Genomic DNA, 17,920 nt, shown 5'->3' with positions numbered 1-17,920 from the left:
GGGGGGGCGTCCGTCCTGTCGGATGGGTGTGGAGGGTGAGGGGATATGGCTCTGATCTGCAGTCAGTGCTCAATATGAAGGCGCCCTTAGCTTTCTTTCTCGGCAGAAAGCTAGCTCCCTAGCTAGAAAGTATGGCTCCGCCCTCAGTTCTGAGTCTCCCACCCACAGTTCTGAGCCTCAGATTGTTGATCTAAGGGATTCGTATGCATGCTCGACCGCCCTCCGTGTCCGTTCTTTGCTAGAGGGCATCAGATGCGCATATACACGGAGCGTGAGCCCTGGGTCCGAGTGGCCGAGGTACTCGGCGACGGCCTTGATGATCTCCCCGACGTCCAGGAGGACCGAGGCGTAGAAGTGGCGCAGGGCGTGCGTGCCGTTTTCGTGTGACTCCGCGTAGGGCTCGCCCCGCTCAGGTGTGGGGGTCACTCCCGCAGCGGCCAGCGCCGGTTTCCAGGCCTCTTCGTTGAGCGAGGTACGCCAGACGTGCCTGCCGCGCGGCGCGGTGCAGATCAGCCGCTTGGTTACCGGCGGTCCGTCGGCGACCTTCCAGGGCAGCGTGATCTCGACCGGCGGGAACTCCTTCATGTGGGTCCGCAGGGCGTCGGCGACCGGACCGGGGAGCGGAACGTCCCGGAGCTTGCCGCCCTTGGGCGGGGCGAAGAGGGGCTTGCTCTGGCTCAGCTTGAGCTGCTGGACGACGTGCAGGGTCTCCGACTCGAAGTCGATCGCGTCCTCAGCGACGCCGAGGATCTCGCCCTGTCGAAGGCCGCAGCCACCGCCGACAGCAGGCCCGCACGTCCGAAGCCATGACGGCAAGCGGCTGACACCAGCGCGATAGAACTTTCCCCACTTCATCAAGACCGGCTGCGCTCCGCTTCGCCGGGCTCGCTTCCCGGCTCCGCTGCCCTTCGCGCTCATGCCTTCGGCCCGCGCTACGGGCGCTGCGCCGACGCGCGCCCACGTGGTTGATGCCGGGGTGATGAGGCGGGTATCGGCACGGCTCGCCTCGCGGTCAAAGACGATGCCTCCGGCGGGGGATCGGCCGGCACCGGGAGCCGGGAGCTTGGTTGGGTGGTGGGCTACGGCAGAGAGCGTCGCCGTCGGATAGCGAAACGGGCCCGGTGCGGTAGGCCGCTACGGTCTCGGGCGCGCTTCAACTGGACGAGCAACGACCTGAACGTGTCGGGACCGGGCAGCCACTCGGTCTCCCAGTTCCAATCAAGATCTACGTACGGCTCCACCACTGCGAGGGCGTCGCGCATCTCCACAACGGAAGTTCGGAACTCGGCGAAGCCGTCGAGTGGTATCTGGGCTTGTGCGTCATGGGCACGAGCCAGCTGCTCGTCTGTTAGTGCTGGCCAGTGGTCGAGCTGAGGATCACCAACTTGAACAGGTAGCAGCTGATCTCTCGCAGCGCCTCGTAGATAGTTACGTCGCAGGTTCGCTTTCCTGGTTGCCATGATCGCTTTGTCTAGTGCCTCGCGTTTGGCAGAGACCCAGGCCTGTCGACGGGCCGCCCAAGGGCTCAAGACCGCACCAGTGATGACGCCGATCAGTGCGAACGTGGCCGTTACCCATATGCCCATCAAGAGCCCTCTCCTCGACTGTACGGACGAGTCTGAGGCACGGCACTGACAATTGATCCGGCGGCTAGGCCGAAGGTGCTGGCTGAGGTGGGCAGTTGGGGCGTTGCAGGGAAGGAGGTCAGCCGCCAGTTATGGCAGGGACGATCACTGCTGCGAACCCAGAGACCAGGCCTCCTACGGCCAAGAAGGCGTTGAACTTCTCTTTCGCGGTGGGGAAAACTGCACGACTGACGTCACCAGCCTTGCTGCGCAACCCGATCAACTTCAGCTTTTGCCAACGGTGTTGGCGGTTCCGGCATCCCATCAGCACGCCATAGGCGTTGTTCCGGCAGTAGGTACGGCCGTCTCGGTTGACTGCTCCACACCAGACCGGCACTTGGAACGAGGCGTAACCGAAGACCGCGATGGACAAGGCGGCGATGACTGGAAGGGCCCATTGCTGGGTCCAGGCGACGATGAGGGCTCCAACTGCGATGTATCCCCAGTACAGGCGCATGGCTTTTCCCATAGTTGCGCAGCGTAATGTCATATGCACAGGTCAAGCAGCGGCCAGAACCAGACAGAATCCCGACTGTGGCGCGTGCCCACGTTTTGACGACGCTGCTGATGCCGCCGCCACAGAGGCAGCGTCTGGGCCGTCCCTGGGCCGTCCGAGGTCGCTCAACACCGGCCGACAACGACCAATGACGACCAGTCAGGCAGCTGAGGCAGGGCACCTGATCTGCAAAAACGCAGGTCACCAAGATCCCCGCTAAGACCCAGGGCAAGAAGAAGTAAGCGCCTATGAAGAGGCCCTCCACCTGCGGTTTTCCCGCCGGTAGAGGGCTTCTCTGTGTCCTGAAGCCCAATATCGCTGGCGGGCGGCGCGCGTGAGGGGAGCGTGGCCTGCGCAACGGAGTCGTCCGGGCTGCAGCCGTTGATCGCCAGAGCCGCAGCGACGGAGGCGGGGCCGGACAGTGGCACGGCTCCGCGGCGTGCCATTCGCCGGGCCGGACGGGGGCGCGGAAAGCGGGTGTCGGGGTTATCTGCGATGTCTGATGAACCAACCCACCGCAAGCACGATGAGGATGGCGGCCACGAAGGCCCACACTGTAGTCGCGGTGTTGTACGAGGTGTACGCCAGAGCCAGCATGGTCGAGCGGGTACCCGTTCGATGCCGCTCGGCATCAGCCCCAAAGCGGCCAATGACGATGAGTCATGGAGTCATGAACGTGTGCGGTAGTACGTGGCCAGGGCGGTGTTGAGGACGGCGACCGTGGTGAACCAGAGGGACGGCAGTCGGTGGCCGAGGGCGAGGAGGGCCAGGGCGGCGGTGCCGAAGACGAGTGCCTTCACGCCGAGTTGCGCGGCGTAGGGGATCGCGAAGCGGGCCTTCGGCGCCGCGAACATTCCCCAGAGCACCGCCGCGGCGAGCGGCGCGGCCACCGCGAGGGCCAGGGAGCCCGCCCGCCCGATGTCGCGGGTGAAGCCCCACCAGGCCAGCAGGCCCAGCGTCAGCAGTTCCAGGAGGAAGGCGAAGCCTTCGTTGGCGAGGAAGAAGGCGCGGGCGGCCGGTGGCAGCGCGGGAGTCATGGGGTCACCCTCGTGCGTTTGCGCGGAAGAATCTACTCCGATCCGCGCGGCCCCGTGACCATGGGCGTCACGTGGTGGGCCGGGCCGAGCGCGCCGTGGCCGCGCGGTGCAGGAGGGGCCAGCCGTCGATTTCCAGGGGGTGGCGGTCCTCCGGCTGCCATCCGTCGGCCAGCGCCACGTCGAGGAGGGCGCGGACGGCGCCCGGCTCGTGCAGGTTCAGGTCGGCGCCCCGGACGAAGCCCACGTCTCCGGAGCCGAAGGGCGCGCCGCCGGGAACGTACTGGCCGGGGCCTTCGGCGAAGACGATCCGCAACCGGCCGCCGGAACCGGCCGGTTGCGGGGTGAGCGTCAGCGTCTGACGGCAGTCCACCGCGCGGCCGGCGTCGTCCCTGCGGTGGCTGTGGCGCATCGTCCACAGGTACACCCGGCCATCGGCGACCAACCGGCGCGGTGCGTTCGAACGGCGAGGCATGCGGCCGAGGTTACGCGGCCCAGCCCCTCCCGGGCTGGGGTTATGCGGCTCGCCCCCTCCCGGGCCGGGATTATGCGGCCCACCCCCTCCCGGGCCGGGGTTACGTGCCCCCCCCGGCGGTCCACCCCGCGTCACGCCTCCCGCCCCCCACCTCACCCCGCGATCACCGCCACACCCGTCCGACCCCCGTCCACATCCACCACCGTCCCGTGGACGAAGGACGCCTCGTCGCTTGCCAGCCAGAGGGCCGCGTGGGCGATGGCCTCGGGGGAGCCCATCGCGCCGGCCGGGGTGCCGTGCATCATGCGTTCGCCGGGGTGCGGCTCGGCGCCCTCCGGGGTCGGCGGGAGGACGACGCCGGGGGAGACCGCGTTGACGCGGACGCCCCGCGGGCCGAACTCCGCGGCCCAGGCTCGGGTCAGCGTCTCCATGGCGCCCTTCGTGGAGCTGTAGACGGCGCCGGAGGGGACGGCGAGGCGGGTGATCCACGAGCCGAGGTTCACGATCGCGCCACCGCCCGCGGCCGCCATCGCCGGGGCGACGGTGGCGGTGAGGAAGAAGGGGGCCTTCACGTTCACGGCGTAGAGGTGGTCGAAGGTCTTCTCGTCGGTGTCGACCGTGCTGGGCGAGGGGTAGACGCCGGCGTTGTTGACGAGGACGTCGATCCGGCCGCCGAGGGCTTCCGCGGCCCGTTCCGCCAGGGCGCGGGAGACCTCGGGGCTGCCGTCGAGGTCCGCCGCGACGAAGTCCGCCCGGCCGCCCGCCGCGCGGATCGCCGCGACGACGGCGGCGCCGCGCTCGGCGTTGCGCCCGGACACGACGACGTGCGCGCCCTCGGCGGCGAAGGTCTCGGCCACCGCCTGTCCGATGTTGCTGGTCGACCCCGTGACCAGCGCGGTCTTTCCGTTCAGCCGTCCGCTCATGACGCACGCTCCCTTGTGATCGAGCCCTCGTGATCGGGCCCTCGTGATCGAGGTGATGGCGCCCACGGTGCTCCGCAAAAAATGGACCGGCAAGTCCAGAAAGGAGTACGGTCGAGGCGAACGGACGAGGATCAGGAGGAGGAGGTGGAGTCGTGGGTGGGGACACACTCACCGCGAAAGGGCGTGCCACCCGGGGGCGGATCGTCTCCGGCGCCGCCGAGGCGCTACGCGAGCAGGGCGTCTCCTTCACCACGCTCGACGACATCCGCGCCCGCACCGGCACCAGCAAGAGCCAGCTCTTCCACTACTTCCCCGGCGGCAAGGACGAACTGCTCCTCGCCGTCGCGGAGTTCGAGGCGGACCGCGTCCTGGAGGACCAGCAGCCGCACCTGGGCCGCCTCGACTCGTGGGAGTCCTGGCAGCAGTGGCGCGACCTGGTGGTGCAACGGTACGAACTCCAGGGCGACCACTGCCCGTTGGGCGCGCTGTTCCTCCAGGTCGGACGGTCGAGCCCGGGGGCACGGGCGATCGTCGCGGAGCTGATGCGGCAGTGGCAGGCCCAACTCGCCCGCGGTGTCCGCGCCCTTCAGACGGGCGGCTTGGTCCGCACCGGCCTCGACGCGGACCGCACGGCGGCGGCGCTGCTCGCCGGCATCCAGGGCGGCGTGACCATCATGATGTCCACCGGCGACTCCACCCACCTCAGGGCGGCCCTCGACACGGGCATCGCGCACCTGCGGGCCAACGCCGACGCCGACGCCGACGCCCGCGCCCGCTGACCCGGCCCCCCCCGCCACACCCCGCGGCGGCGACGTCACCCGCGGCCGACCCGCTCCGCGATCTCCCCCGCACACACCTCCACCCCCACCCGGCTCGTGTCCACCACCACGTCGTACGTCACCCCCTCGTGCACCAGACGCGCCTGGGACGCCGCCATGCCGGGGGTGCGGTCGCCGCGGGCCGTCTCGCGGGACGTCGCGACGTGCGGGTCGCAGTGGACCCCCACCCACAGGACGTTCAGGCCGGTCAGGGCGTTGCGCCAGCGGGACTGGGTGTGGGGGCCGCCGAGGAAGACCTCGTCGACGATCACGTGCGCGCCGGCCGTCGCCATCGCCGCGACGCCCGCCATCCACGCGTCCTCGACGCGGGTGAAGGCGGGGCCCACGGTGATCGTGCCGTCCGGCTCGAACTCGATGCCCGCGCCCGACGGCGGCAGCGACTCGATCAGGGTGTCGACGCTGAGCGTCAGCCAGGGCGTCGGCAGCAGCAGCGTCTGCAAGGAGCGTGCGATGCTCGTTTTCCCGGAGCTGGAGCCGCCGTTGAGGACGATCACTTGAGGCATGGCGGCAGCCTATGCGGCAACTGCCGCGCTCGCGTGCGCCGTTGATGCGCCCGCCCCAGTGGGCATGCAATGGGGGAAGGACTCCACCCCGGAGCCACGTCGAGGAGGGAAAACCATGGCCGCCGACTCCCCGAAGCCGAGCCAGAGCCCTGAAGCGCCCGTCGAAGTGAGCCAGCCGGTACCGAAGTTGGTGCTGCTCGGAGCCTGCGGTTGCGGCTCGGGCTGCGGCTGCGGCTGCCAGTCGGGCGCGCCGTGCCAGTGCGGCGGCAGCTGCTGACCGTACGCGATGGGACGTGAGCAGGAGCGGGCCCCGCGCGAACCGTCGCGCGGGGCCCGCCCGTACGTGCCGTCAGGCGCTCTCGACCGACTGCGACTGCACCTCGTCCGCGTGCTCACCCGTCACCAGGTAGACGACCCGCTTCGCCACCGACACCGCGTGGTCCGCGAAGCGCTCGTAGTAGCGGCCGAGCAGCGTCACGTCGACCGCCGTCTCGATGCCGTGCTTCCACTTCTCGTCCATCAGGTGCTGGAAGAGCGTGCGGTGCAGCAGGTCCATCTCGTCGTCGTCCTGCTCCAGCTGCATCGCCAGATCGACGTCCTTGGTGATGATGACCTCGGCCGCCTTCGCCATCAGGCGCTGCGCCAGCTGCCCCATCTCCAGGATCGTCGCGTGCAGGTCGTGCGGGACCGCCCGCTCCGGGAAGCGCAGGCGGGCCAGCTTGGCGACGTGCTGGGCGAGGTCGCCGCTGCGCTCCAGGTCGGCCGACATCCGCAGCGACGTCACGACGATCCGCAGATCCGTCGCGACCGGCTGCTGGCGGGCCAGCAGGGCTATGGCCCGCGCCTCCAGCTCGTGCTGGAGATCGTCCACCTTCTGGTCGGCGGCGATCACGGTCTCCGCCAGCTTCAGGTCGGCGTCGAGCATGGCCGTAGTGGCGCGCCCGATCGCCGACCCGACAAGGCGGGCCATCTCGACCAGGCCCTCGCCGATCGAGTCAAGTTCCTCGTGGTACGCGTCACGCATGCGGCGTTCCCTCTCTGTACCTGGCTACGTATGGATGGCTACGTGTGGAACCCGGATGGCCCCACGCTCCCACGTTCCGGCCTGTACGCGTCCGAATCCGGCACCACAAGTGAATCGACCCCGTACCCAAGGTGAACTCTGGGCGACGAGTGTTCGAGGTGCCACCCGGATGGCTGTGGAGGAGGCGCCGGGGCCGCATAACCTGAGGACATGGACGTGAACGCGGCGGTCGCCGCAGCGGCAGCGATCGCCGGAGTGTGCACCGGTGTCATCGCCATGCTGGCGTTCCGCTGGAGCGAACGCGACCAGAAGCGCCCCACCCGCACCTCCCTGCACACGGACCCGGTCCTTCCGCCCGGTGTCGACACCGTGCTCTCCGTGCTCCGCTCCTCCGCCGTCGTTCTCGACGAGGCGGACAGCGTGGTCAAGGCCAGCTCGGCGGCGTACGCCCTCGGTCTCGTGCGCGGCGGGAAGCTCGCGGTCGAACCCATGCTCCAGATGGCCCGCGACACCCGCCGCGACGGCGAGATACGCCAGGTCGAGCTGGACCTGCCGCGGCGCGGTACGGGGCGCGGCGACGCGCTCGCCGTCTCCGCCCGCGTCGCCCCGCTCGGCTCCCGCCTGGTGCTGCTGCTCGTCGAGGACCTCACCGAGGCCCGCCGCATCGAGGCCGTACGACGCGACTTCGTCGCCAACGTCAGCCACGAGCTCAAGACCCCGGTCGGCGCGCTCTCGCTGCTCTCCGAGGCCGTCATGGACGCCTCCGACGACCCCGAGGCCGTCGAGCGGTTCGCCGGGCGCATGCAGAACGAGGCGACCCGGCTCACCAGCCTCGTACAGGAACTCATCGACCTCTCCAGGGTGCAGAACGACGACCCGCTGGAGGACTCGGAACCGGTGCGCGTCGACGAACTCGTCGCCGAAGCCATCGACCGCTGCCGCCAGGCCGCCGGTACGAAGCAGATCACCATGGCCGCCGGAGGCACCGCCGACCTGCGGGTCTGGGGCAACCGGGGACAGCTCGCCGCCGCGCTCGGCAACCTCGTCGAGAACGCCGTCAACTACTCGCCGGCCCGTACGCGCGTGGGCATCGCCGCCCGCCGCGTCACGTCCGGCGGCGGCGAACGCATCGAGATAGCCGTCACCGACCAGGGCATCGGCATCTCCGAGAAGGACAAGGAGCGCGTCTTCGAGCGCTTCTACCGCGTCGACCCCGCCCGCTCCCGGGCGACCGGCGGCACCGGCCTCGGCCTCGCCATCGTCAAGCACGTGGCGGCCTCGCACGGCGGGGAGGTGACCGTGTGGAGCTCCGAGGGACAGGGCTCCACCTTCACGCTCAAGCTGCCCGAGGCGGCCGCGGCCCGCTCCACCACCAAGAACCCCCGTACCAGTGGCCCCGGAAACGTACGCGACGAAGACGACGCACACGGGCCCGACGACACAACCGCATACGAATCCATTCCTGCCACTCCTGCCGCCCCGGAGGTCCTTCCGTGACCCGAGTGCTCGTCGTAGAGGACGAGGAGTCCTTCTCCGACGCCCTGTCCTACATGCTCCGCAAGGAGGGTTTCGAGGTCGCCATCGCGGCCACGGGCCCCGACGGCCTCGACGAGTTCGAGCGCAACGGAGCCGACCTCGTCCTGCTCGACCTGATGCTGCCGGGCCTGCCCGGCACCGAGGTCTGCCGCCAGCTGCGCGGCCGTTCCAACGTCCCGGTCATCATGGTGACCGCCAAGGACAGCGAGATCGACAAGGTCGTCGGGCTGGAAATAGGAGCCGACGACTACGTCACCAAGCCGTTCTCCTCGCGGGAGCTGGTCGCCCGCATCCGGGCCGTGCTGCGCCGCCACGGCGAGCCGGAGGAGGTCGCGCCGCAGGCCCTGGAGGCCGGGCCCGTCCGCATGGACGTCGACCGGCACGTGGTGACGGTCGCGGGCGGCAAGGTCGACCTGCCGCTGAAGGAGTTCGACCTCCTGGAGATGCTGCTGCGCAACGCGGGCCGCGTGCTCACGCGCATGCAGCTCATCGACCGGGTGTGGGGCGCCGACTACGTCGGTGACACCAAGACCCTGGACGTTCACGTGAAGCGCCTGCGCGCCAAGATCGAGCCGGACCCGGGCGCCCCGAGATACCTCGTCACGGTCCGGGGCCTCGGCTACAAGTTCGAGCCGTAGGCCGGCCACTGGTCCCCGGTCGGGCTGCGGGACGTGAACGGCGAAGGGGCGGAACCCGATCGGGTTCCGCCCCTTCGCCGTTCGTACGCGTAGGTCAGTGGCTCGCGGCGTCGTGCGACTCGGACGCCGACGTCGAGGGCGACGCCTGGTCGTCGGGCGAGGCGGACGTGGACGCCGACGTCGAGGTGGACGGCGACGCGGCAGCGCCCGGCGCGGCCGGAACCTCGCTCGGGCCCCACTTCTCGAAGTAGCTCTCGGCGGGCACCACGAAGGCCTTCAGCTTCACGTCCCCGGCCTTGCTGAAGGAGAACGTGATCGGCTGCGCGTTGCCGTCGAGCACGGCGGTCCGGCTGTTGGGCAGCTCGGCCGTCGCGTTGTCCTTGCCGCCGAGGACGACGGAGCCGCCGGCCGGGACGGTGATCTTCGACTCGCCCTTGGCGCCCGTCAGCTTCGCGGTCTTGCCGACCCCGTCGACGGTGATGGCGTCGAGCGTCTGCGCGCTGCTCCCGTTGTTGAAGAGCGTGCCGGTGACGACGGCCGGGCCCTTGGACTCGCGGTCCGGCTGGGTGATGACGGTGGCGTTCTGGATCTTGATGTCGCCGACGGCGGTCGCGGCGTTGTCCGGCTTGACCTGAAGCGTCTGCGCGTTGTTGCCGGCGCCGCACGCGGCGAGCGAGGCGATCGAGAACGCGATGGCGGCGGCGGCGAGGGCGCCGCGTCGAAGGCTGCTGCTCACGGCGGCGGCAACTCCTTGAACGTGGGCGGGCACGGACGGCTCACTTGTAAAGCCGTCCTAAGGGTCTGTCAGCGGCCTTAGATTACCGAGCCGTTCCCGCGCCGCCGCACCCGACCCGCCCCTCGGGCCACCGGCCTGCTTCACGCCTGTGCCGCCACACCCGCCGATCACCCCGCGATCACCCTGTGTTCCCCACGGTCACCATTGGTTCGCCCGGTTCACTCCTGCCCCTTGTTCACCATTCACATAAGGCCTGTCCAGGGCGCCGGTACGGATATCCGGTAAGGAATGCGCGGGGGTCTCGAAAACCGATCACCCGGCCCGGGGATTGGCGAAGATCAATTCTGGATTCGGCTCGAACGTGTCTCCGGACACCTGAACGGAGTAGCGAAAGTTCAGCGCTTCGAAGCACGCAAACCGGGACCTTTGGCCCCTGGAGGCGCCGCGGAAGCGGCGGTAGCGTACCCGTTTCGGCTTCCTCGAAGAACGGCTCCGACCTGCGAATACCGCCCTCCACTACCCCTTCGCAGCACGTTCCCGTCGGAGTTGTCAAGCCCCGAGATATGCCCTGACCTGCGAAAACGCCATTCAGAACCCGCAGTTTCCGTGTTACCCTGGATAGCCACGGAAGGGGTACCTGTCACATGACGTTCAAGGTTGGCGACACCGTGGTCTATCCCCATCACGGGGCCGCGCTGATCGAGGCTATCGAAACTCGCCAGATCAAAGGCGTGGACAAGACCTACTTGGTGCTGAAGGTCGCCCAGGGCGACTTGACGGTACGTGTGCCAGCGGACAATGCGGAGTTCGTCGGCGTGCGTGATGTGGTCGGTCAGGACGGGCTCGACCGGGTCTTCGAGGTGCTGCGCGCGTCGTACGCTGAGGAGCCCACGAACTGGTCGCGCCGTTACAAGGCAAACCTGGAGAAGCTCGCCTCCGGCGATGTCATCAAGGTCGCGGAAGTGGTCCGTGACCTGTGGCGTCGGGAGCGTGAGCGCGGACTGTCCGCAGGTGAGAAGCGCATGCTCGCCAAGGCTCGCCAGATCCTGGTGAGCGAGCTCGCACTCGCGGAGAACACGAACGAGGACAAGGCCGAGGCCCTGCTCGACGAGGTTCTCGCGTCCTGAACGCGCGGTGCCGCCACGTCATCCACGTAGCGACCAGAACCGACGCGTAATGATCAATGCCGTGGTGCCCGCTGACCCTGATGGTGTCGCCGGGCGCTGCGGCATGTTCGTACCCATCCCCATCCACGCCCCTGACATGCGCCGTGCGTGAATCCTTGCGTGATTCGCGTGATCCCCAGGCGTGCCGGGCCCGGGCAGCCAGCTCGACCAAGGCTGTCACGGAAGGGCCCTGTCAAGGCGTCGCGCCCGGCACGTTGTGGCCATACCCACGACCCCCGAGCGCACAAACCTGAACGGAACCGATGTCTGACGAAACGCGTCCCGTAGGCAGCGCAGTCCGCACCGCGGCCGTGATTCCGGCCGCCGGACGGGGCGTGCGCCTCGGTCCGGGCGCCCCCAAGGCGCTGCGCGCGCTGAGCGGTACTCCGATGCTGATCCATGCCGTACGGGCGATGGCGGCGTCCCGCGCCGTGTCCCTCGTCGTGGTCGTCGCGCCGCCCGAGGGGGCGGCCGAGGTGAAGACGCTGCTCGCCGATCACGCGCTGCCGGAGCGCACCGACTTCGTCGTGGTGCCCGGCGGCGAGAGCCGGCAGGAGTCGGTGCGGCTCGGGATCGAGGCGCTCCCCGCCGACATCGACATCGTGCTCGTGCACGACGCGGCCCGGCCGCTGGTGCCGGTCGACACGGTCGACGCGGTCATCGAGGCCGTACGGGACGGGGCGCCGGCCGTGGTGCCCGCGCTGTCGCTCGCGGACACCGTCAAGGAGGTCGTGCCGACGACGGACGGTTCGCCGGAGCCCGTCGTCGCGACGCCCTCGCGGGCCAGGCTGCGGGCCGTGCAGACGCCGCAGGGGTTCGACCGGGAGACGCTGGTGCGGGCGCACGCGACGGTCACCGAGGACGTGACGGACGACGCCAGCATGGTCGAGCAGCTCGGCCACCAGGTGGTGCTCGTGCCCGGTCACGAGGAGGCGTTCAAGGTGACGCGGCCGCTCGACCTGGTCCTCGCGGAGGCTGTGCTGGCGCGCAGGAGGGCGAACGATGGGTTCTGAGACGACCGGGACGCCGACGGGTTTCGTCCTGCCGCAGGTCGGCATCGGGACCGACATCCACGCCTTCGAGGACGGGCGGGAGCTGTGGTGCGCGGGGCTGAAGTGGGAGGACTCGGGGGCGGGGCTCGCCGGGCACTCCGACGCGGATGTCGTCGCGCACGCGGCCTGCAACGCGCTGTTCTCGGCGGCGGGGCTCGGTGACCTCGGCCAGCACTTCGGGACCGGGCGGCCGGAGTGGTCCGGGGCGAGTGGGGTGGCGCTGCTGACGGAGGCGGCGCGGATCGTGCGGGACGCCGGGTTCGTGATCGGGAACGTGGCGGTGCAGGTCGTCGGTCCCCGGCCGAAGATCGGGAAGCGCCGCGACGAGGCGCAGAAGGTCCTCTCCGAGGCGGCCGGTGCCCCGGTCTCCGTCTCCGGCGCGACCACCGACGGCCTCGGCTTCCCCGGCCGCGACGAGGGCCTGATGGCGGTGGCGACGGCGCTGGTGGTGCGGGCTTCCGGGTGACCGGGTCCGTGCCGGGGTCGGCGCCACGGTTCATCGGCACGCGGCACCGGGGCGCCGCCTTGCCCACCCTGCCGCCCTTGGCGGCAGATTGCCCAAGGCGGGGTGCGGTCGGCCGTGGGGGTGCGGTGGCACATTCGAGCCTCTGCGGCGATTGAGCAGCGGGGTACGGGGCGGAGCCCCGGGGGTTATTGCGAATGGGTCGCAGTTAGCATGGGTGGGCAGATGTCCGACCGGTGCTGAGGCAGGCGATGGGTGAATACGTGATCCGCGAGGCCGGCGTCGGCGACGTGGACGAGGCCCGCGCCGTCATGCTGGACACCGTGTACCGCGACCTCCGCTCCGGATACGTACCGCGCTGGCACGCCGACATCATCGACCCGGCCGGCCACTACCTGCGGCCCGAGCGATGCACCCTGCTCGTCGCCCAGCACCTCCCCACCGGCGAGATCGTCGCCACCGGCGCCGTCCGCGACCGCGGCCCCGCCGCCCCGCCCAACCCCCAGTGGGTCGCCGACCGCTTCCCCTCCGGCTCCACCGCCCAGCTCTGCCGGATCTACGTACGCCCCGAGCACCGCAGGAACGGCCTCGCACGCGACCTCGTCCGGGAGCTGCTCGGGTTCGTGGCCGGAGCCGGCGGCTACGAAGCGGTCTACCTGCACACCGACCCCGCCGTCCCCGGCGCCGAACCCTTCTGGCGGTCCCTCGCCCAGGAGGTCTGCGACGAGCGGCAGCTGCCCGGCGGCGGCCAGGGCATCGTGCACTTCGAACTGCCGCTGCCCGCACCGGTTCCCGCGTACGCGCCCGTCGGCTGATGCGGCGACGCGGCTTCCTGCTGGCGGCGGCCGGGATCGGGCTCACGTCCGCCTGCGGTTCCTTCACCGGCACCGCGCGGCGCGGCCGGATCGCCGTCGACCTCGCCTTCGCGCCCACCCAGGGCCTCTCCCCGTACAGCGACGACGGACTGCTGCTCAGCCGGCTCGCCGTCGTCGACGGCCTCACCCGCATGGACACGGCCGGTGTCATCCACCCCGCGCTGGCCCTCAAGTGGACCCGCCCCTCCGCCACCACCTGGGAGTTCACGCTGCGCGACGCGCGCTTCCAGGACGGCGGGCGGGTCACCGCCGAGGCCGTCGAGGGCGCGCTGCGCCGGGCGGCGCACGCGAAGGTGGTGCCGCGCGTCCTGAGCGACGTGAAGATCACCGCGGAGGCCGTGGGGGAGCGGACCGTACGGATCACGACCGACGCCGCCGACCCCCTGCTGCCCGCCCGCCTCGCGAACCCGTCCCTCGCCGTGTTCTCCCCGGCGGCGTACGGGAAGGGCGACGCCGTCGACCCCGTCGGTACCGCCACCGGCCCCTTCGCGCTCACCGACGTCAACGGCGCCGTCTCCGCCACCCTCGACCGGTTCGACGGGCACTGGCGCGGCAGGGCGGCCGCACGCGGGCTCGACGTCAGCTTCGTCGCCGACAACAACGCCCGCGCCAACGCGCTGCGCTCCGGCCAGATCGAGATCGCCGAGTTCGTGCCCGCCGCCCAGGCCCTCGTCCTCGGCGACCGCGCGCGTGAGGTCGCCACCGTACGGACCACCACGCTGTACCTGAACACCCGCACGGGCCCGCTCGCCGACGCCGGACTGCGCGCCGCCGTCCGGGAGGCCGTCGACACCTCCGCGCTCGCGAGCAGCGTGTACGAGGGGTACGCCACGCGCGGCACCGGACTGCTCGGCCCCGGTTTCGCCTGGGCCGACGGCAAACAGCTCCCCGTCACCGGACGGGCGAAGGCCGCGAAGCCGCACGGGCAGACGCTCACCCTCGCCACGTACACCAACCGCGCCGAACTGCCCGAGGTCGCCGCCGCGCTCCAGCAGCAGCTGCGGCGCGCCGGATTCGCGGTGCGGCTCGTCGTGAAGGACTACGCGCGCCTCGAATCGGGCGCCCTCGACGGCCAGTACGACGCGTTCCTGATGTCCCGGTCCACCGCGCTCGACACCGGGGACCCGGTCTCGTACCTCGCCTCCGACTTCACCAGTGAAGGCAGCTTCAACATCGCGCAGCTCAGCGACGACCGCGTCGACTCCCTCGTCCGGAAGGTCGCGGGGCTGGAGGGGACCGCGCGCCACCGGGCCGTGCTGCGCGCCGAGGCCGCGATCCTCGGCACCGACGCGGCCGTGCCGATCGTCCACGAACAGCACTTGCAGGGCGTCGGCGCGGGCGTGCGCGGGGTCGTCCTCGACCCCTACGAACGACAGTTCGTCGGCCTGGAGACGCGCACCTGATGAGGAAGGACGCGCGCCCGATGAACCGTGCCCGCGCCGGACTGCCCGTACTCGCGGGCCGGATCGGCGCCGCCGCCGGGCTGCTCGCGCTCACCGCGCTGCTGCCGTGGCTGACCCGCACCGACCCCGCGCTCACCGTGCTGCACGCCCGCTACGGCGACGCGCCGACGACGCCGAAGCAGCTCGCCGAGGTGCGCGCCCAGCTCGGCCTCGGGGAGGGCCCGTTCACGTTCCTCGGGCAGTGGCTGCGCGGCGTCGCGCACGGCGACCTCGGCACGTCCTGGGTGACCGGCGCCGATGTCGCGTCCGACGTGGGCGCCGCGTTCTGGGTGTCCGTGTCCCTCATGGCGTACGCGATGGTGGTCGCCGCCGTCCTCGCCGTCGTGCTGTGCCTGCCGACGCTCCGGCGCGCGCGCCCCGAACCGGCGCACGGAGTGGGCGCGGGGGTCCTCGCCGCGCTCCCCGAGTTCCTGATCGCCTCCGTGCTGGCCACGCTGTTCGCCGTGCACCTGGGCTGGTTCCCGGCGCAGGGCTGGGCCTCGCCCGCGTCCGCCGTGCTGCCCGCGCTCGCCCTCGGCATCCCGGCCGGCGCCGTCCTCGGGCGGCTCGGCCAGGACGCGCTGCCCGCCGCGTTCGCCGAACCCTGGGTGCGCGCGGCCCGCGCGGGCGGCATGCCGCGCTCGCGCATCGCCCGGCACGCCGCGCGGCGCGCGCTGCCCGCGGTGCTGCCGCAGGCGGGCCTGACCGTGGTCGGGCTGACCGGGGCCGCGGCCGCCGTGGAGGCGGTCTTCGCGATCCCCGGGCTCGGCGGCACGGCCGTCGCCGCCGCGCTCGACCTCGACCTGCCGCTGCTCCAGGGCTGCCTGCTGGTGCTGCTCGCGCTCGGTGTGGTGACGGCCGTGGCCGTCGGTCTCGTCCGGCGGCGGCTGCTCGGACCCGCGCTCGAAGCGGGCGCGCTGCCGGGACTCGCGCGGGCGCGTTCCGGCGGCGTCGGGCGGCTGTACGTCGCCGGGGGCCTGGTCGCCGTACTCCTCGCGGTCGTCGTGTGGGGGCTGACCCGGGACCCGCTCCAGGTGGACCTCGCCGCCCGGCTCGCGGGGCCGTCGGGGGCGCACCCCTTCGGCACCGACGCGCTCGGGCGCGACGTGCTCGCCCGGCTCGGCCACGGGGCGCTGCGCACCCTCGCCGTCGCGGCGGTCGTGTGCGCGGTGTGCTTCGTGGTGGGCGTCGGCCTCGGGCTGCTGCGGTGGACCGCGGGCCTCACCGAGGTCGCCAACGCGATGCCCGCGATCCTGGCGGGGCTGCTGGTCACCGGGTTGTTCGGGGCGGGCGTCGAGGGCGCGGCGGTCGCCGTCGCGGCGGTCGGCTGGGCGCCGCTGGCCGCGCACACGGCGGCGGTGGCCGAGGCGGAGCGGGGGGCCGGGTACGTCGAGGCGGCGGTGGCCTCCGGCGCGGGGCGGTGGCAGGTGTTGCGGCGGCACGTGCTGAGTGCGGTGCTGCCGACGGTGGGGCGGCATGCGGTGCTGCGGCTGGCGCCGACGACGTTGGCGTTGGCGTCCCTCGGGTTTCTCGGCCTCGGGACGCAGCCGCCGACGCCGGAGTGGGGGCGGTTGCTGATGGAGAACCTGCCGTACGCCGAGCGGGCGCCGTGGTCCGTGCTGGCACCTGCGGTGGGCCTGGCCGGGGTCGGGGCGATCGTCGTGCTGGTGTCGTCCGCCGGCCGTCGGCGGCACCGTTGACCGGCCACGGGGCTCCGCCCCGGACCCCGCTGCTCAATCGCCGCAGGGGCTTGAAAGTGCTCACCCGCCGCGGGGGCAAGAGCTTGCCGGGGTTCTCTCAAGCCTCGCCGGCGATTGAGGCGCGGGGTCCGGGGCGGAGCCCCGGGGGTGCAACGACGGTGCTGCGCGGGCTGCCGGGGTACCTTCGGCTGCTCACCGTCACCCAGCTCGCCTTCAACATCGGCTTCTACGCCGTCCTGCCCTACCTCGCCACCCACCTCGCCGACACCATCGGCCTCGCCGGCTGGGCGGTCGGTCTCGTGCTGGGGCTGCGGACGTTCAGCCAGCAAGGGCTGTTCGTCGTCGGAGGCGCCCTCACCGACCGCTTCGGCCCCCGCCCCGTCGTCCTCGCGGGCTGCGCCCTGCGGATCGCCGGATTCGTCTGGCTCGGCTTCGCGGCGAGCACCCCCGCGGTCGTCGGCGCGGTCGTCCTCGTCGGGCTCGCCGCCGCCCTGTTCTCGCCCGCCGTGGAGTCCGAGACCGCCCGGGAGGCCGTGCGGCACGAGCGGGAGACCGGGGTGCCGCGGGCCCAGGTGCTGGGCGTGTTCTCGGCGGCCGGGCAGGCGGGCGCGTTCCTCGGACCGCTGCTCGGCACGGCGCTGCTGTTCGCCGGGTTCCGGGCGGCGTGCCTCGCGGGTGCGCTGGTGTTCGTGGGAGTGCTCGCCGGGCACGCCCGGCTGATGCCGCGCCGGGAGCGTACGCGGGGCGCGCGGCGCCTCAAGGGCAGCGGAGCCGTCTTCGCGAACCCCCGCTTCCTCGCGCTCTGCCTCGCGTACAGCGGCTACCTCATCGCCTACAACCAGCTCTACCTCGCGCTGCCCGTGGAACTCACCCGCGCCACCGGCACGCAGGACGCCGTGGGCCTGCTCTTCGCGCTGTCCTCGGTCCTCGTGGTCGGCGCCCAGCTCCCGGTCACCCGCTGGTCGGCGGCCCGGCTCGCGCCGCGGACCGCGCTGACGGCGGGCCTGCTGCTGGTGGCGGCCGGGTTCGTGACGGTCGCGGCCACCGCCCCGTACCTCCCGGGCCGCACCCCGTACGCGCTGCTGCCCGCCTGCGCCCTGGTCGTCCTGCTGACGCTCGGCCAGATGCTGCTGGTGCCCGCGGCGCGCGGCCTGGTCCCCGACCTGGTCGACGAACGCCACCTGGGCCTGGCCACGGGCGCGCTCTCCTCGGTGTCGGGCCTCGCCGTCCTCGCCGGGAGCGCGGCGACGGGCGCGCTCCTCACCCTCCCCACGCCCGTCCTGTGGTCGGCGCTCGCCACGGTGCCGCTGATGGCGGCGGGGCTCACCCGCTTCGTGACACCCGTGCGAACAGAGCGGCGAAATACCGGCGCGTGACGGTGCGTTCCTTGAGG

The 17,920-nt window shown here is 71.6% G+C and carries 17 protein-coding genes and 1 pseudogene; 10 read left to right on the top strand and 8 right to left on the bottom strand.

What is annotated here, in order from left to right; translation table 11 throughout:
- Window positions 1-177: 177 nt before the first annotated feature.
- The 5 genes and pseudogenes from ACYBSK_RS35635 to ACYBSK_RS35615 all read right to left on the bottom strand — a co-directional run.
- Window positions 178-783 (bottom strand): annotated as a pseudogene (locus ACYBSK_RS35635) (tyrosine-type recombinase/integrase); the annotation flags it as partial.
- A 921-nt stretch (window positions 784-1,704) separates the two neighbouring features.
- A complete protein-coding gene (locus tag ACYBSK_RS35630; RefSeq protein WP_460244570.1) occupies window positions 1,705-2,094 on the bottom strand; it encodes a hypothetical protein in 390 nt (129 codons plus the stop codon).
- A gap of 695 nt (window positions 2,095-2,789) precedes the next feature.
- Window positions 2,790-3,158, bottom strand: a complete 369-nt coding sequence (locus ACYBSK_RS35625) for a YrdB family protein (RefSeq protein WP_460244569.1) — start codon at window positions 3,156-3,158, stop codon at window positions 2,790-2,792.
- A 67-nt stretch (window positions 3,159-3,225) separates the two neighbouring features.
- A complete protein-coding gene (locus ACYBSK_RS35620; protein ID WP_457481374.1) occupies window positions 3,226-3,630 on the bottom strand; it encodes a hypothetical protein in 405 nt (134 codons plus the stop codon).
- A gap of 152 nt (window positions 3,631-3,782) precedes the next feature.
- Window positions 3,783-4,553, bottom strand: a complete 771-nt coding sequence (locus ACYBSK_RS35615; RefSeq protein ID WP_460244567.1) for an SDR family NAD(P)-dependent oxidoreductase — start codon at window positions 4,551-4,553, stop codon at window positions 3,783-3,785.
- A 152-nt stretch (window positions 4,554-4,705) separates the two neighbouring features.
- On the opposite strand from ACYBSK_RS35615, the gene ACYBSK_RS35610 reads away from it, so the two are divergent.
- Window positions 4,706-5,332, top strand: a complete 627-nt coding sequence (locus tag ACYBSK_RS35610) for a TetR/AcrR family transcriptional regulator (protein ID WP_460244566.1) — start codon at window positions 4,706-4,708, stop codon at window positions 5,330-5,332.
- A gap of 35 nt (window positions 5,333-5,367) precedes the next feature.
- Here ACYBSK_RS35610 and ACYBSK_RS35605 read toward each other — a convergent pair whose 3' ends face one another.
- Both ACYBSK_RS35605 and phoU read right to left on the bottom strand, forming a co-directional pair.
- Window positions 5,368-5,895 (bottom strand): chloramphenicol phosphotransferase CPT family protein, encoded by a 528-nt coding sequence (locus ACYBSK_RS35605; RefSeq protein WP_460244565.1) that lies wholly within the window; start codon window positions 5,893-5,895, stop codon window positions 5,368-5,370.
- Window positions 5,896-6,244: 349 nt separating this feature from the next.
- On the bottom strand, window positions 6,245-6,919 hold the full coding sequence (gene phoU, locus ACYBSK_RS35600; RefSeq protein WP_457481370.1) for a phosphate signaling complex protein PhoU: 675 nt from the start codon (window positions 6,917-6,919) through the stop codon (window positions 6,245-6,247).
- A gap of 210 nt (window positions 6,920-7,129) precedes the next feature.
- Here phoU and ACYBSK_RS35595 point away from each other — a divergent pair, with 210 nt between their 5' ends.
- Together ACYBSK_RS35595 and ACYBSK_RS35590 are read left to right on the top strand one after the other, a co-directional pair.
- Window positions 7,130-8,416 carry a sensor histidine kinase gene (locus tag ACYBSK_RS35595; protein ID WP_457481369.1) on the top strand — a complete coding sequence of 429 codons (1,287 nt, stop codon included), beginning with the start codon at window positions 7,130-7,132 and terminating at the stop codon, window positions 8,414-8,416.
- The gene (locus ACYBSK_RS35590; protein ID WP_457481368.1) at window positions 8,413-9,093 is read left to right on the top strand and encodes a response regulator; all 681 of its coding nucleotides are present in this window, start codon (window positions 8,413-8,415) and stop codon (window positions 9,091-9,093) included. Before ACYBSK_RS35595 ends, ACYBSK_RS35590 begins: the two co-directional genes overlap by 4 nt.
- 94 nt (window positions 9,094-9,187) lie before the next feature.
- Here the strand turns inward: ACYBSK_RS35590 and ACYBSK_RS35585 are convergent, their stop codons facing one another.
- A complete protein-coding gene (locus tag ACYBSK_RS35585) occupies window positions 9,188-9,829 on the bottom strand; it encodes a copper chaperone PCu(A)C (RefSeq protein ID WP_457481367.1) in 642 nt (213 codons plus the stop codon).
- Between the two features lie 644 nt (window positions 9,830-10,473).
- Between ACYBSK_RS35585 and ACYBSK_RS35580 the strand changes: the two genes are divergently transcribed.
- From ACYBSK_RS35580 to ACYBSK_RS35550, 7 genes are all read left to right on the top strand, one after another.
- Window positions 10,474-10,956: a CarD family transcriptional regulator gene (locus tag ACYBSK_RS35580; protein ID WP_266712542.1), complete on the top strand. Its 483-nt coding sequence runs from the start codon at window positions 10,474-10,476 to the stop codon at window positions 10,954-10,956.
- Between the two features lie 302 nt (window positions 10,957-11,258).
- Window positions 11,259-12,008 carry a 2-C-methyl-D-erythritol 4-phosphate cytidylyltransferase gene (gene ispD / locus ACYBSK_RS35575; RefSeq protein ID WP_460244564.1) on the top strand — a complete coding sequence of 250 codons (750 nt, stop codon included), beginning with the start codon at window positions 11,259-11,261 and terminating at the stop codon, window positions 12,006-12,008.
- Window positions 11,998-12,513: a 2-C-methyl-D-erythritol 2,4-cyclodiphosphate synthase gene (ispF, locus tag ACYBSK_RS35570; RefSeq protein WP_457481365.1), complete on the top strand. Its 516-nt coding sequence runs from the start codon at window positions 11,998-12,000 to the stop codon at window positions 12,511-12,513. Before ispD ends, ispF begins: the two co-directional genes overlap by 11 nt.
- Before the next feature lie 248 nt (window positions 12,514-12,761).
- Window positions 12,762-13,325: a GNAT family N-acetyltransferase gene (locus ACYBSK_RS35565; protein WP_460244563.1), complete on the top strand. Its 564-nt coding sequence runs from the start codon at window positions 12,762-12,764 to the stop codon at window positions 13,323-13,325.
- On the top strand, window positions 13,325-14,788 hold the full coding sequence (locus tag ACYBSK_RS35560; protein WP_460244562.1) for an ABC transporter substrate-binding protein: 1,464 nt from the start codon (window positions 13,325-13,327) through the stop codon (window positions 14,786-14,788). The genes ACYBSK_RS35565 and ACYBSK_RS35560 overlap by 1 nt, the downstream gene beginning before the upstream one ends.
- A 20-nt stretch (window positions 14,789-14,808) precedes the next feature.
- On the top strand, window positions 14,809-16,527 hold the full coding sequence (locus tag ACYBSK_RS35555) for an ABC transporter permease subunit (protein ID WP_460244561.1): 1,719 nt from the start codon (window positions 14,809-14,811) through the stop codon (window positions 16,525-16,527).
- Window positions 16,528-16,685: 158 nt separating this feature from the next.
- Entirely contained in the window at window positions 16,686-17,903 is a 1,218-nt protein-coding gene (locus tag ACYBSK_RS35550; RefSeq protein WP_460244560.1) for an MFS transporter, read from the top strand.
- Window positions 17,904-17,920 lie beyond the last annotated feature (17 nt).

The organism is Streptomyces sp. BYX5S, assembly GCF_054724165.1.
The sequence above is the reverse complement of the archived record's forward strand: the minus strand, read 5'-3'. Positions and strand labels throughout refer to the sequence as shown.